Origin of the sequence: Pseudomonas sp. NPDC089741, from assembly GCF_044748825.1 — a bacterium.
Taxonomy (GTDB): Bacteria; Pseudomonadota; Gammaproteobacteria; order Pseudomonadales; family Pseudomonadaceae; genus Aquipseudomonas; species Aquipseudomonas helmanticensis.
The window spans coordinates 1-15,762 of record NZ_JBIVGT010000020.1 but is presented as its reverse complement, the minus strand read 5'-3'; the positions used below and the strand labels follow the sequence as shown (position 1 = coordinate 15,762).

The 15,762-nt window shown below is 56.8% G+C and carries 8 protein-coding genes; 3 read left to right on the top strand and 5 right to left on the bottom strand.

The window, feature by feature from the left end; genetic code table 11:
* Nucleotides 1-89: 89 nt before the first annotated feature.
* The gene (locus ACIPZE_RS18710) at nucleotides 90-7,088 is read left to right on the top strand and encodes a TcdA/TcdB pore-forming domain-containing protein (protein WP_400774493.1); all 6,999 of its coding nucleotides are present in this window, start codon (nucleotides 90-92) and stop codon (nucleotides 7,086-7,088) included.
* A gap of 79 nt (nucleotides 7,089-7,167) precedes the next feature.
* On the opposite strand, the gene ACIPZE_RS18705 is transcribed toward ACIPZE_RS18710, so the two are convergent.
* The gene (locus ACIPZE_RS18705) at nucleotides 7,168-7,764 is read right to left on the bottom strand and encodes a MarC family protein (RefSeq protein WP_102354383.1); all 597 of its coding nucleotides are present in this window, start codon (nucleotides 7,762-7,764) and stop codon (nucleotides 7,168-7,170) included.
* Nucleotides 7,765-8,027: 263 nt separating this feature from the next.
* On the opposite strand from ACIPZE_RS18705, the gene ACIPZE_RS18700 reads away from it, so the two are divergent.
* Nucleotides 8,028-8,831 (top strand): hypothetical protein, encoded by an 804-nt coding sequence (locus tag ACIPZE_RS18700; RefSeq protein ID WP_400774491.1) that lies wholly within the window; start codon nucleotides 8,028-8,030, stop codon nucleotides 8,829-8,831.
* Nucleotides 8,832-8,911: 80 nt separating this feature from the next.
* Nucleotides 8,912-9,631, top strand: a complete 720-nt coding sequence (locus tag ACIPZE_RS18695) for a hypothetical protein (protein WP_400774490.1) — start codon at nucleotides 8,912-8,914, stop codon at nucleotides 9,629-9,631.
* On the opposite strand, the gene ACIPZE_RS18690 is transcribed toward ACIPZE_RS18695, so the two are convergent.
* From ACIPZE_RS18690 to ACIPZE_RS18675, 4 genes are all read right to left on the bottom strand, one after another.
* Nucleotides 9,632-12,409, bottom strand: a complete 2,778-nt coding sequence (locus ACIPZE_RS18690; protein WP_400774488.1) for a response regulator — start codon at nucleotides 12,407-12,409, stop codon at nucleotides 9,632-9,634.
* Between the two features lie 99 nt (nucleotides 12,410-12,508).
* Nucleotides 12,509-13,804, bottom strand: a complete 1,296-nt coding sequence (gene purD / locus ACIPZE_RS18685) for a phosphoribosylamine--glycine ligase (RefSeq protein ID WP_283437856.1) — start codon at nucleotides 13,802-13,804, stop codon at nucleotides 12,509-12,511.
* A gap of 161 nt (nucleotides 13,805-13,965) precedes the next feature.
* On the bottom strand, nucleotides 13,966-15,573 hold the full coding sequence (gene purH / locus ACIPZE_RS18680; protein ID WP_053116902.1) for a bifunctional phosphoribosylaminoimidazolecarboxamide formyltransferase/IMP cyclohydrolase: 1,608 nt from the start codon (nucleotides 15,571-15,573) through the stop codon (nucleotides 13,966-13,968).
* Between the two features lie 83 nt (nucleotides 15,574-15,656).
* On the bottom strand, nucleotides 15,657-15,762 hold a 106-nt coding region (locus tag ACIPZE_RS18675; protein ID WP_400774584.1), incomplete at its 5' end, for a helix-turn-helix domain-containing protein.

The window sequence follows — 15,762 nt, the reverse complement described above, 5'->3', positions numbered from 1 at the left end:
GTTGCGGTTTTAAAACATTTAATTGTTTCTGGATGTCGTGATGGTAAAGCCCGTCGCGGTCTATATTTGTGTGGGAAAAGGAAGCTCGGTTGAATACTAAGGATTATGGATTAATGGTGAGCAGTAAGTTCTCGAGCGTTTTTGAACGAGCCGAAATTGATTTGATTGCAGGGAGTTTGCGTGATGACATGTCTCGAGAACAGTTGCTGCGTTATTACAACGCTGCGGTCGGGGCCGCGGAGTGGACAGAACAACTGATAGCAGTCAGATTACTCAAGGAATTCGTCGAGTCGAATCTTCCTGGTGTAGCCGATATTCAATTCAAAAAATTCAGTGAAAACCTTAGGGATTACCACCGCCGGCTAACGACTACTGCAAACCTTTTGTCTCGAGGTCAACCGGTTGCGCGAAAGTTACATTTTGTCTGGGTAGGCGGAGGCATTGGAACCATTCAGGGGGATTACATCAATGTCTGGAAACAGATGACCGACGCTGATGGATATCGTCTGAATCTCTGGTACGACAGCGATGGACTGCTTGCGCATGAAACCAACAAGATCATCGTCGAATCGGCCAAGGCTCAAGTCGCGAAGCTCGCTTCTGAAGATGCATCGATGAAGTCAGCGAGGCTTGGCAAGCTATACGTTGAGCGCGCCCGCGTGCTTCGTCAGCAGATGTTCGAACATATCCAGAAAGCCTCCGCGACAGGTGGCAGTGCCGACCGGGCAAGAATCAATCTTTTGGTCAGCGCTTACGGTCAGGATGAGGCCACGCTCAATGCGCTGAAGGTGCGCAATTTGCAGTCGCTTGAAAGTGTTGCTGCGAATGGCATTGCACTTCGGGATATCCGTAGCGAATTGTCCAGTCGACCCTTGTTCGAAATTTATGAACGAGAGTTGTCTCTTCGCGGCAATCTGGCAGCGGCGTCTGACATCACGCGACTGCAGGCGGTGCATTTCGAAAGCGGAACTTATCTGGATGCGGATCTATTGCCGTCATTACATGAAAATATCGGTGGCGTGGATATTTCCGGTTTTGACATCGAAACCCGGATGGGAATCACGCAGATTCTGCTCGACTCTAACCCGCAAATACTTCCGAACCGAAGCGCACCGTATGCGGATTTACGCCATAAGGTACCGGAACACATAAAAAACGCATTGATAGAGTTTGCCAGGACCGCACCTTCATTCAAGGATATTTTTGCACCGTTCAATGATGTCGTTGTTTCACAACACGGAGTGCGTGTAGGCAATAAAAATAGCGCCGATTTAAAAAGCAGCCCTTTCAATGGTCTTTCCAATGCAATGTTGAGTGGTCATGCCGGGTCCGCGGCAATTGTCGGGATCATCGATAAAATTCGCAGTAATTACGCATTTCTGGATCGAGTGGAGGTGCTGGCTCGTCAGGGGAGCATCTCACTGACAGATTCCGCCGCATTCTCCAATCTGATCATTAGCGAGATGGAGAAAATATATGGCCCGCTATCAACCTGGGGTGACGAGTTAATTGCTCGAAACCGGTTTTTGCAGGCTATCGCTGAGTACGATGCCGACGGCATCAAATTTGGTGCCCAATCGGCGATTACCATGAGTGGCCCGACGGCCGTTTCGCAAGGTTTGAGTGATTACGTCAACGAAAAAGCGCTTGCTGAAGCTCGTCAACAAATCAGTGACCGAGTCGATCTGCGTGACGGTTTCAATCTGGCCACCGAAGAGGAGACCCACCATAGCTGGAAGGACAACGCCAAGACCGAGTCCGCCTGGTTCGAACTGGAAACAACCAGAATTGCCGATGGTGCCTACAAAAACCGTTATCTGGGCAATGTGGATGAACTGCTCAAAGGTCAGACTCTGACTTTCAAGCAAGGCTGGCCGGTCATCGAAGGCAAGCCCGTGTTGCTGACGTCAGTGCTGCAGCAACTGCTGGATAGCCTGGGTGAACCGTTCGTTCGTGCGATGAATGACCGATTGACTGGCGATATTGCGTTCAATGCTCCGTTCTCTGTCGATTTCGAAACACGTCAGCAGATTCTGCAGCAACCCACCGTCGAACTGCCGCCATCGACAGGCGCCGAGTCGCTGGGCAATTTGAACGAAGCGTTGGCGCGGATCGCGGCAGGCAAATTACCTGTGGATCAGTTGAGTCCGTTGCACCGTGTGATGTTCGGCGGCCTGTTTGGCGCTACGACACTGGATCAGAACGGGTTCGCCGACACCTGGAAAACCACCGTTGATTTTGCCGAGAAAACCCGTGATCGCGGGCTGTTCGCACGCTATGACGTCATCGAACAAACGCTGCTCAACCGTTACGCGGCATCGACAGAGTTCAGTACTTCCAGCATCGGCACGGGGGAAAACAACTCTCGGGTTCTGAAGGCGCAGGCATTTGCCAAGCCGATGAGCGTACGGCAATGGCGCCAACACCTGAGCCAGGTAGAAGCCGTGGCTAAAAAAGAACAACGGGCGTCGATTCTCACACGAGGCAATGCGGTACGTGAGCAGTTTTTCCGGTCGGGGGCTCTCTCAGCCAAACAGTTTCCACAAGGGTTGCTGGTACAGGGTGTGGGCGATCCGGGGCGGCGCTGTTATCCATTGGCATTGGCCATGGCGGCAGCATTGGAACGGGGCGTCGCCGCAGAGCGCGCTCTGATCGGTAAACTGGCGCTGGCCAATATCGCCCCGGAGTCAGCTGAAACCCAGGCGTTGCTGCATGTGCTGGATGAGTTGCGCGGCATCCCGATGGCGCAGTTCGGCGAAAAAACGCCGGTGGCGAATCTGCACGCAGTGATACAGGCGCTGGATGCCAAAACCAGCGGCGGCAGCTTGCTGCTCAATACCGAAAATCATTCGATGCTGGTGAGCAAAGTCGCGGGAGCAGATGAAACATCCTATCGCTTCTACGATCCCAACTTCGGCCTGTATGCGTTTGCCCGTATAGATGAACTGCACAAGGGTATCCAGGGGTTTTTGCAGGATGGGACGGTCGCCACACTCTATGGCGTTGCAGAGGGGCCCGGAGCCACTTTCGATGTGGTGGACCTCAACGGCGTGAACATTGCCGACGCGACTTTGCCGTCCAGAGTCAGCGTTGGAAACCTGCTGAGCAATGACCCGATTGCCGGCGGGAAGCCCGTCGAACCCTGGCACCATCATGCGCAGTTGCGACTACGGTCGCTGTCGGAGAACGCGCGTCTTGGCCAAGCGTTCGCCAGTGTGGCCGCCCACAAGTGGACGCGGATCATCAAGGGTGCGACCGATCAGTTGCATCAAAAATATCAACTGAGCCGTGACTTCGTTCCAGTATTCGAGTCTTTGAAACCCACCGCACAAGGGCGCAGTGAAATCACTCTGGTCAACGCCAAAGACCCACATCAGACGCGCACGGTGTTGACCGATGACAAACGGCTGTCCGCAATCAAATCTTATCTGAGCGATTCCTTCGAAGAGTTATCCGGTAGGCGCGCAGGTTCACCCGTGGTCGATCCGACCGACGTCGGTGCGGTCCACACGCTCAATGCCGGTTTTGCCATTCAGGCGTTGCTGCTTGGGCTCAAAGAAGCAGAACACGCCGATGGTTCGACGGCATTGACGTCTGCGGTGCGCATTCACGGTTACCTTTCCTACGCGCAACTGGCCCACGGACTCGTGGTTGACGCGGTGCAATTGCTGGGGCTGGTTCGTCATGCGTTCACCGACAGTGTGCGTGTGGCCAACACCACCTCTGCAATTGTGGGCAATGCGCTGGGCAACGTATTGAACGAAGGTGTGGGGAATGCACTGCAACTGGCGAGTATCGGTTTCGACATCTATTTGTTGATCAACGCTGAAAACGATACCCAGCGCGCGGTGTTCGCTACACAGCTGGCGTTTGATACCGCCGGTCTGGTGCTGGGCGCCGGAGCGTTTGGCGCAGGTGTTGCCGGAGCGGCCACGGCGGCTGCGTTTCTGGGTGGCGCCAGTGTCATTCTGGGCGGGCTGGCTGTTGGCATCGGTGCACTGGTCGAGGGTTTCAGCGCCAGGACAGAGCGTGGCAAGCAGATCGGCAGGTATTTGAATCGGGTCAACGAGGCGTATCGTACCGGAGGTTACTCGGTACGAGGGGATACCCTCTTTGCCAACCCTCATGCGGTTTATTCAAAACTGGATCTGCGCAGTGGAACCATCACCTTTGGCAGTCAGAAAATTTACGCCGCAGACAACTACTCTGATTTGCATCCACCCAAGATCGACCCGGATCGCGAGCATGCATTCAGCATTCGAAAAGCGCTCGATCTGCCGGGAAAATTTGCCATCAGCGACGGATTAAACGTTGAAAGCGTTGTGTTGCCGAGCCTGCCGGATTGCTACCTGGCCTATGAGTTTGGCGGGTTGGCCTTTTCGACAACCCTGCGCGAAGATCTGGAAACGGCCCTGGCGCTTGAGCATGACCGTTACGGCAAGCGGCAATTCTGGTTTACCTTCTACAAAATACCTACCGAATACATCATCGAAAAAATGGTGCCCAACTATGTGGCAACCACGGTCAGCGTGGTGCTGGGCAAGCAACACCGTTTTCTGCATGTACCGACTTTGCCGCAAGAGGTACACGGCCATCTTTCCTATGATATCGAGGCATTGGGCGGACACTGTTCGGTTACCTTGGCCGAGGGTGTCAAGTCTGTGCGTTTACAAGTCTCGACCGGCGAAGCGATGACCTGGTCATTGCGCACAGCCTGGTTGAATGAAGGTGGCGTGAAAATTGAGGGCGACGTCCTGCAACTGGGCGCGATACAGGTGCAGGTGCCTGGCAAGAACACAGTGCTTGTGCAACTCGACGGACATTCGTATCAGGTGGACTGGACAACCGGAACCCTGTTGCTCACGGAGCTGGAGGCCGGCCCGGATGAAAACGGCCCGATGACCCTTAAGCGAGTTCGCGAACTTGCACGTTCCAGCCGTCTGGCGGATGGCCCCACGGTCATTCGCAATTACCAGGACGCTCTGACCGGCGTGCGCACCAGCGCCTGGTATGACCGCGAGCAAGATTCATTATCGTTGGTTCGCGGGCTGGACCCGAAATATGCCGCGGATATTTGTATGGGCCCCAGGATTGGTCGGGACATTTACTACTACTGCCCCGCTGATGCATTGATCTGGCGCGTTGATGTTGTCACCGGGAAAATCATACGTGTTTTCCAATTGGTGCGTACGAAATTGAAAGCCTGGATTACCGCAATCCAGGAGATGCCGGGCGGTGCGTTGCAAGTGGTTCGGCGCATCGAACTCGACGAAGACTGGTTTGTGAAAATGACTTACCTGATCGAAGAAGATGAACTCTCGATTACTGGTGTGTCCGGTCATCTCAGCTATCACGAAGGTCGGGAGATTCGAAGCGGGACGGTCTTCCTGGACGATTTCCTCTCGTGGTACTGGTTGATTCCGGCAGCGTCAGGCGTTGACGACGAACACGTGACAAGTGCTGGTTGGTCCAGGTTCATAACCGTTGATTACATGGACTACAGCTCGAAAGCGTACAGCCGGGTCTGGGTACGTTGCGACGACGGACGGGTTTTTAGACCGATGCTCAAAGAGGAGGACAGCAACGCCGGCGCCTTCGATTGGGCTCTTCTGGATCCACAGCAGCCAGAACGCGATACGGTTCTGTTCCATCACTTGCGTCATCGCCTCCTTTATCGACAGCGCATCAGTGCACAAGATCAGTCCTCGGTAATTTTTGCACAATCCATCTTGTCGCTCGAGGTGCAGCAAATTCATCGCCGAGGCCGGCAATACATTGCATTGACTGACGAGGGCATGGTGTTTCGCCTGAATGGCGCAGGCGAACGACATTTGGCAGGCCTCGGTAGTGATTGGCTATTCGCCCGCCAAGAGCGCTCAGGCAGCAATTTTCGTTGGTGGGGTTCGGTCCTGGGCACTGCCGCAATGTGGTCCGCCAGGGCTGTGGAGGTCGGTGGCATCAGCGCTGCTTCGAATCACTCGCCGCTCTATGTCGTGTGTCTCGATCAGCAACTTCTTATCGCCGATACAGCGGGGAAAAGCTTTGGGTTATTGAGGCTGACCTTGGACAGGAAGGCCGCTTTGATGATCGATTGGACTACTGGACGGATCTACCGCCAAGCGTTGATGGCCCCCGATAGCTTGTTCGCAGCATTTGGCGCGGGAACGCGACTGTTAGGCGCTGACTTGATCCCGCAAATGCAGGCGGTGATGCCGCAGCGCACGTTCGCCTGGGCTATGCCCCATGAGTCGGGCTTGCGCGCCAAGTCCCATGATCACGTATTGTTCGACATGTTCGAAGGTGAGCCTGCGCGCATTGTCGGTGTGGAAAACGAGTTCTTCGACGGCGTGGATTCGCTACAGGCGCGGGAGCGGAAACTGGAGAAGCTGCTGTCGGGTCAGCATTGTGCTCCGTATCTGACGGCAGGCAGGGTCGATGATCTTTGCAGCTGGTATGACGTCGACGCCGGCCGCTTGCTCAGTGCAACGGCTCCAGGTGAAGACTTGCCTGGCTACGTGGGCGTCGCCAACGGTCAAACCCTGGTGTTGCATGACCCGCAGAGCCTGCAGCTTTTCAGCAACCGCAGTGAAGATGGCAAGCTCAGTGACGTATGGATGACTGCACAAACAGTCAGGCGAGTAGATAATACGCTGGTCATCGAAAGTGATCGGATACCTGGCAGGCTTGCGCCGATTCCGGACGGCATTGATACGCTGGTCCTGAAGTCTACGACGGATGGCGGTTCCTTGTTGATCGACCAACGGACCTGGGCACGACTTGACTGCCTGATTGTCGATCTCGATTTTCCCGACGCGTTGAATAGTCATCTTTCGTTCCAGCTGCAGCCGATGGAGCAGTGGTTGGTCACGCAGAAGGATGGACACCTGCTGCTGACGGACACTGACACGGGGCGCAGCATCATTTTGCGCAATGTCGGTGCTATCAGCGCAGAGTCTCGAAAGAATGTGTCACTCAGTATTCCCTTGGCGGAAGACCTCGCGGTGACGCTCTATCTCGATGAGTTGATGAGCGCCTTGCAGGAGGAAGCGCTGAGTGAGCTCGGCGCGCTGATTTCCAACATCCGTTAAGGCGTAACCCGGTAGCTCAACGCCGACGGGATTAGTCGAAGGGGCTGCGGATCAGATCATCCGCAGCCCTTTCTTGCTTTCAGGAAACAAGATAGCCCTTTACCCCGGTAAAGATGATCTGCGCCGCCAATGCGCAGACAAACAACCCCATCAACCGACTGACGATCTGCAAGCCCTGATCGCCGAGAATCCTTTCGATGTGATTGGACAGGTACAGCACCACCCCAACGGTGAAACTGGCCAGGGCGATACTCATGATCGCAGTCAGTTTGTCGTCCCAATGCGGCTGGCTTATACCCATCACCAGCAGTGCACCGATAGTCCCCGGGCCAACGGTCAAGGGAATGGTCAGCGGCACGATTGTCACGTCCTGCTGCACGTTGTCACTTTGCACCACAGGCTTGCCTTGGGCCATGCCCAGCGCCGAGATGAACAATACGCTACCGGCACCGATGCGGAATGCGTCTGCGGTAATCCCGAACACGTCGAAAATCACCCGGCCAAACAGATACAGCAGAACGCTGGAGATCAGTGTGGCAATCGCCACTTTCCAGGCCAGGCGCCGCTGTTCCTTGCGCGAGTAACCACGGGTCAGGCTAATGAAGCAGGACAACACGAAGAACGGGCTGTAGAGCACCAGCATCTTCAGGTAAACGCTGAATAACACGTGGAGCATGGGGAGACGTCCGTACCGGTGAAAGTTGAGCGAAGTCTATCAGGCAACGGGCAGTCTGTCGGACTCGATTGCTTGCCGTACGGCATAGTTCAACTGTTCGTTTTTTCAGCTGCTGGTTCTAAGAGGTTTTGACTTTTGAGTTGTAAGTTGCTGTTGTTGTTTATTGGTAACACTCATCAGCTTGTTGGGTTAAAGTTTTCTGCGTAAGTTTGCACTGCGGGCTTGGAAAGAGCTCAATTAAAACAAACTAATGGAATTGAATAATGCAAACTAATACCGTACTCAGTATTGCAGAGCGACTGGAACGCTTGAACAATTATAATATAAGTGCCGACCGGGTTGTTTTGGCCCCGCGCAGTTTTTCCGGTGTAACAGCTTTTGATGTCGAGCAGCCAGATCAGGCCGCGATCGTCGGTGAAGCTATTATTGCTTTCGTGTCGGGCATGTCCGAACAGAATCAGGCAGACGTTCGCAATACCTATCTTTTTGCGACCCTGGTGGCTAACAATGACCATCCTTTGGAAAGCCAGGGCAAGGAGTGGTACAAAACTTTTCTGACAGTCATGCAAGACTGTGGTTGGGCCATTCTCAAGGGATATTACGACTCTACCCAAGCATCCGGTAAAAGCTTCACGATGGACCAGCTTGCCCTGACCATTCTCGGCTCCGCCGCAGCTGCGGCCGCCCTGCCGGGTCCAACTTCGGCGCTGTTGCTGAAAGTGGCAACCGATGCAATGGCGTCTCTGCAAAACTCCGAGAAACCTCTTCAGGTTTTCGACAAGAATGTCAAAAACAAGGCTAACGGTGGTTTCGCGGTTGGTTCGTGCATTGAAACACCGGATAAGGAAGTCATCCTGACAATGGGCGCTGTGCGCTTTATTAATCGGGTTAATCAAACCAAAGTGCTGTTCGTCAACTGGGATAGCAGTTCGGTAGATCTATATAAGGGTGAGTCTCATATGACGATGGTTCCATTTATCATCGCCAAGACGCGCGATATGATTTCCGGTGCGTTGGGTGATCGTGCAGTGACTAATGTAAGTAGGTGGGCTCTGAAGTTAAAGTAAGTCAGTAAGTTCTTAGGATTTATTCAAAGCATGTGGTGGCCGTTTTCAGTCGCCGCATGCTCAACTCGAGGAGTTGTCCAGTGCAGGAAAAGTATGCAATTTATCGCAATGCCGGCGCATTGGTTCTGCTGTCGTCAAGAATGACCGAGCAGGAAAAACAGGATGTACAACATTCCCTCCTGTTTGCCCAACTGGTTGCCACCAATATGTTCCCGCTAGACAGTGAGCAGGATAACTGGTACGCGATCTGGCAGCAGGTTTTGAAGGACAACTGGCTGGAGAAAAGCTGGAAATCGATCGAGCTCACTCCGCCACGCAAATCCAGTGACACAGCCATGACGAGGCTGGTGGACTATATGGAGGGTGGGCTCGAAAGTGCCGACAAGGGCACGCTGGTGCCAGTCCTGAAAGACATTGTCGGGCGGTCGGCTGCAGACCCGCTCATCGAGTCTCTGCACGAGCGGGTTCAGCAGTCGATCGAACAGGACCCGGCGGACGAACCAGGCTTCGGCCGATTTCGTTTCTTGCTCATCGTCGCGCAACCTGGCCCCCGGATCAACGCGACATACATGACATTGAAGTCTTCGGTAGTCGGCGCAATCAATCCGTACTCTCAGATTTTTACTGCTGCCAATGTTTCGGGGCTGGTAGAGCAATACTTCCTGCAACTGGATCTTGCTCCGCCACTCTTCGATCCGATCCGCGAAATTCTCGCGGGGCACGTGCTGCCATACATGGACTTGATCGAAATGGTTACTGACGGTCAGGTGGATGAAAAGCTGTTGGCCCGCGCAGACTGATCAGGATGTTTGCGCAGTACTTCGATTTTGCTGATCGCGCTGGGCCACCCAGTGTTCGATCAGCTCGCGCAGTTGCGACAGCTCCACCGGTTTCGCCATGTGCCCGTCCATACCCGCCTGGCGTGCGCGCTCTTTGTGCTCGGCGAGGATGTGCGCGGTCAACGCTACGATCGGTGTGCGGATGCGCTGATTGCTGACTTCCCACGCGCGCAATTGCTGGGTCGCCGAGAAACCATCGAGAATCGGCATTTCGCAGTCCATCAGCACCAGGTCGTAACGCTGGGCTTTCATTGCTTGTAGCGCTTCTTCGCCGTTGCTGGCGGTGTCGGGTTGCAGGTTGAGCTTGCCGAGCATGCCGCGAATCACTTTGGTCGAAATCGTGTTGTCCTCGGCGACGAGAATGCGGAAGTCGCTCGGTACCTTGGCCGCCGTGGCGGGCGTGACCACTTGTGGCTGGAACACCACCTGGCCCTTGTTGCGCTGGTTCAGTTCATCCGCCAGCGTGGTCTTGAGCGTATAGCCGGCCACCGGTTTGGCGAGGATGCGCTTGATCCCCGAGTTGCGCGCGATGATCTTGCTCGGCGCATTGCTGATGCCGGTGAGCATGATCAGCAGGATGTCGTGGTTCAGGCTCGGATCTTCCTTGATCTTGGCGGCGAGCTGCATGCCGGTCATGCCGGGCATGTTCTGATCGAGCAGCACCACATCGAAGTAGTCGCGCAGGTGTGCCTTGGTGCGCAGCAGTGCCAGCGCTTCCTTGCCGGATGGCACGGCGCTGACGTTCAAGCCCCACGCACTGCATTGCTGGACCAGCACCTTGCGGCAGGTATCGTTGTCATCGACCACCAGCACGCGTGCACCTTGCAGCGGACTGTCGAGATCGGACGTCGGATGCTCGAGGCGATCCGGATCCAGCGGCAGCGTCAGCCACAAGGTACTGCCCTGACTGGCACCACTCTTGATGCCGAATTCGCCCTGCATCAAACGGATCAGTTGGCGGGCGATCACCAGGCCGAGGTTACCGCCCAGACGGTTGGCCGAGAGGAAGTGCTTGCTGTGCAGTTCGGCGTGCATCAGCGCGTCGCGTTCTTCCTGCTCCATCGGTGCGCCGCTGTCCTGCACGGCGATGCGCAGGCGCGGTTTGCTGCTGCGTTCGTCGAGGGCGACCACAATCAGCACTTCGCCTTCTTCGGTTTTCTTCAGGGCATTTTCCAACAGGCTCAGCAGTGTCTGGCGCAGGCGGGTCGGATCACCGCTGATTACCCGAGGCACCTGCGGCTGGATGAAACTGATCAGCTCGACGTTCTGTTGTTCGGCCTTGGCCCGGTAGATGCTCAGGCAATCGTCGATCAAGGCGTTGAGGTCGAACTGCACGTCATCCAGTTCGATTTGCCCGGACTCGAGCTTGGAGATGTCGAGGATCTCGTTGATCAGTGTCAGCAGTTCGTTGCCGGCACTGTGGATGGTTTGCACATAGTCGCGTTGCTTGACCGACAGCGGTGTGCCCAGCAGCAGTTCGGTCATGCCCAGCACGCCGTTCATCGGTGTGCGGATTTCGTGGCTGATCTTGGCGAGGAATTCGGCTTTGGCGTTGATCTCGGCATTGCTCGCGGCGAGGTCGCGGCTGATGCTGAAACGGCTCTCGGTGATACTGCGCTGACGCTCGCCCAAGGCAATGCTCATCAGCAGACCACTGATGCAGATGAACACCATCAGGGTCATGATCAGGCCTTGCGGTGCAACCAGTGTCAGCCCGAGCAGCGCCGGCAAAATGATCAGCGTGCCAATGTTGAACACCACCATGGCAGCGACGAACAGCCGCGCCGGGCGGTAGCCCTTTTGCCAGTGATAGAAACTCACCAGCAGCATGCTCAGCCCGGCCAGCGCCACCAATGCATAGGTGATGATGTTCAGCGGCAGCGTGTTGACGAACAGCAGCAACAGACTGCAAGTGACGATGAACAGGATATCGCCCAGCAGCAGTTTGTTCAGCGGGTGCGGGCCGAGCGGCGCGAAGAAGCGCAAGGCAAACATCAGCCCGGCCGGCGCGGTCAGCAGCAGCGCCAGATAGGCGCCGGGGGTCTGGATCGCATGCCAGTTCGGCAACCATGGGCCGGCGAGGTTGAGCAGCAGCAACAGGCTCAAGCCCAGCAGACCTTCGCAGACCGCCAGCCACAAGCTGCTGCGCGACCGGGAATAGGCGTAGCGCACAAGGTTGTGCAACAGCAGCATGCCGAGACAGCCGAAGAGCAGGCCGAAGATCAGTGTCTGGTTTTGATTGGCCGCGCTCATCACTGCCGATTGCAGGGTGATGTGCGGACGCAACTGATGGTCGGACACCATCCGCAGATAGACATCGAGGGGTTTGTCGCTCTGCGGCAGCGGCAACATGAAGTCGCTGCTCGGCAGGGGCCGCTCAGCCTGAGGCTGGTCAGTACCGGTGTTGCGTTGCTCGATCAGCTTGTCGCCGTCCAGCACGTAGAGATTGAGGTGTGACAGGTCGGGAGCGAAGATCCGCAGCACTTGTTCGTGCTTGCCCGGCGCCAGTCGAAAGCGCAGCCACAGGGCTCCTTCGGGCTCGGACGCGGTGAGGCGGTCAAGGTCGATGGGGCTGAATTGATTGGTGTAGCGAGTGGAGCGGATATCGCTCAGTTGCAGATTGCCCTGATCGTCAAGCAATACCGACCAGCCGCTGCCTTGCGCGGCCTGGGCCGGGAGCATGCAGAGCAAGGTCAGCAACGTGACGGTGAAGCTTATGGCAATCCTGAGCCAGCGCACGGCGAAATCCCTTCGTAGATTGATGCCAGAATATAACGATGCGCGGCGGCGGAACAGCCCGGCGAGGAATGGCTCACCTCGCCGGACTTGAAGGACCGCTTATTCCTGGTTTTCGCCACGTTCACGGGCAATGGCACGGTAGCCAATGTCCTTGCGGAAGAAGCAGCCTTCCCAGTCGATGGCCGCTGCCAGCTTGTACGCTTGCTGCTGGGCTTCACCCACCGAAGCGCCCATTGCGGTGGCGCACAGTACGCGACCACCGGCGGTTACAACCTGGCCATCTTTCAGTGCAGTGCCGGCATGGAAGACTTTGCCTTCCAGTTTCGCCGCAGCATCCAGACCGTTGATCGCCGCGCCCTTGGCGTAGTCGCCCGGGTAGCCGCCAGCGGCCAGCACGATGCCGATGCTCGGGCGTGGATCCCACTGTGCTTCGACCTTGTCCAGCGCTTGCGCCAGCGCCGCTTCAACCAGCAGCACCAGGCTCGATTGCAGACGCAGCATCACCGGTTGGGTTTCCGGATCGCCGAAGCGGCAGTTGAATTCGATAACCTTTGGATTGCCAGCCTTGTCGATCATCAGACCGGCGTAGAGGAAACCGGTGTAGACGTTGCCTTCTTCGGCCATGCCGCGCACGGTCGGCCAGATCACCAGATCCATCACGCGCTTGTGCACGTCGGCGGTGACCACCGGGGCAGGGGAGTAGGCACCCATGCCGCCAGTGTTCGGGCCGCTGTCGCCGTCGCCAACACGTTTGTGGTCCTGGCTGGTGGCCATCGGCAGCACGTTCTTGCCGTCGACCATGACGATGAATGACGCTTCTTCGCCGTCGAGGAACTCTTCGATCACCACGCGCGAACCGGCGTCACCGAACGCATTACCGGCGAGCATGTCGCGTACGGCGTCTTCGGCTTCAGCCAAGGTCATGGCGACGATCACACCTTTACCGGCGGCCAGGCCGTCGGCCTTGATCACGATCGGTGCGCCTTTTTCACGCAAATAAGCCAGGGCCGGCTCGATCTCGGTGAAGTTCTGGTAGTCGGCGGTCGGGATCTTGTGGCGTGCGAGGAAGTCCTTGGTGAAGGCTTTCGAGCCTTCCAGCTGTGCAGCGCCGGCGGTCGGACCAAAGCAGTCCAGGCCACGCGAGCGGAACAGGTCAACGACGCCCGCCACCAAAGGCACTTCCGGGCCGACGATGGTCAGGGAAACGTTTTTCTCGGCGAAGTCGGCCAGTTGCTCAAGGGCCAGCACGTCGATAGCGACGTTTTCGCACTTGGCTTCAATCGCCGTACCGGCGTTGCCCGGCGCGACAAAAACCTTTTGCACACGTGGATCCTGAGCCACTTTCCAGGCCAAGGCGTGTTCACGGCCACCGCTGCCAATGATCAAAACATTCATTTCAAAAAACCTCAAACTCTGTGGGGCGCTACCAAACCTTGATCGTTCCCACGCTCTGCGTGGGAATGCCTCTACGGACGCTCTGCGTCCATGGGACGCGGAGCGTCCCGGGCTGCGTGCCCACGCAGAGCGTGGGTACGATCAACCAGGGGGCGAAAAAATCAGTGACGGAAGTGGCGCATGCCGGTGAACACCATGGCAATACCAGCCTCATCGGCTGCAGCAATCACTTCAGCATCACGCATCGAGCCGCCCGGCTGGATCACCGCAGTGATACCGACCTTGGCCGCATTGTCCAGGCCGTCGCGGAACGGGAAGAAAGCGTCCGATGCCATCACCGAACCGGCAACTTGCAGGCCGGCATGTTCAGCCTTGATCGCGGCGATACGCGCCGAGTTTACGCGGCTCATCTGGCCAGCGCCGACACCGATGGTCTGACGGTTCTTGGCGTAGACGATGGCGTTGGACTTAACGTACTTGGCGACTTTCCAGGCGAAGATCAGGTCATGGATTTCCTGTTCGGTCGGGGCGCGCTTGGTCACGACTTTCAGGTCATCGGCGCTGATCATGCCGATGTCGCGGCTTTGTACCAGCAGGCCACCGTTGACGCGCTTGTAGTCCCAGGCAGCAGCGCGGTCAGCCGACCACTCGCCGCAGGCCAGCAGGCGCACGTTGGCTTTCGCCGCAACAATCGCGCGAGCTTCTTCGCTGACGCTTGGCGCGATGATCACTTCGACGAACTGACGCTCGACGATCGCTTTGGCGGTCTCGGCATCCAGTTCACGGTTGAAGGCGATGATCCCGCCGAACGCCGACTCGGTGTCGGTGGCGTAGGCCAGTTCGTAGGCCTGACGAATGCCGCCTTCAGCGTCCGGGCTAACGGCAACGCCGCACGGGTTGGCGTGCTTGACGATGACGCAGGCTGGTTTGACGAAGCTCTTCACGCACTCCAGCGCGGCGTCGGTGTCGGCCACGTTGTTGTACGACAGCTCTTTGCCTTGCAGTTGGGTCGCGGTGGCGATGCCGACTTCGGCTGGCTTGGCCTCAACGTAGAACGCTGCGCTCTGGTGCGGGTTCTCGCCGTAGCGCATTTCCTGCGCCTTGATGAACTGGCTGTTGAAGGTGCGCGGGAATTCGCTGCGGCCTTCGGTGCTCAGTGTTTCAGCGGCCTGATTCACGGTGCCCATGTAATTGGCGATCATGCCGTCGTAGGCAGCGGTGTGTTCAAAAGCCTTGAGCATCAGGTCGAAACGTTGCGCGTAGGTCAGGCCGCCGGCCTTGAGCCCTTCCAGCACGCTGGCGTAATCGCTGGCATTCACCACGATCGCTACGTCTTTATGGTTTTTCGCTGCCGAACGGACCATGGTCGGGCCGCCGATGTCGATGTTTTCGATGGCGGTCGGCAGGTCGCAACCTGGCTTGTTGATGGTGGCTTCGAACGGGTACAGGTTAACGGCAACCAGATCGATCGGCTTGATGCCGTGTTCGTTCATGATCGCGTCATCGATACCGCGACGACCGAGGATGCCGCCGTGGATTTTCGGGTGCAGGGTTTTCACCCGACCGTCCATCATCTCGGCGAAACCGGTGTAATCCGCGACTTCCACTGCGGCAACACCGTTGTCGCGCAGCAGCTTGAACGTTCCGCCGGTGGAGAGGATCTCGACGCCCAGGGCTTCAAGCTCCTTGGCGAATTCGAGGATCCCGGTCTTGTCGGAAACGCTGATCAAGGCGCGGCGGATCGGCAGGCGGGTAGTCTGGTCGGTCATCTCAATTTCCATCAAAAGCAAAGGAAGTCAGCAAAAAAGGCGACCGTTTTTTACGCGGGCGCCTTTCTGGTTTGATTGAATGCTTACAGCAGATCGTACTGCTTGAGTTTCTTGCGCAGCGTGCCTCGGTTGAGACCGAGCAGCTCGCTGGCCTTGGTCTGGTTGCCCTTGACGTAGTTCATCACGCTT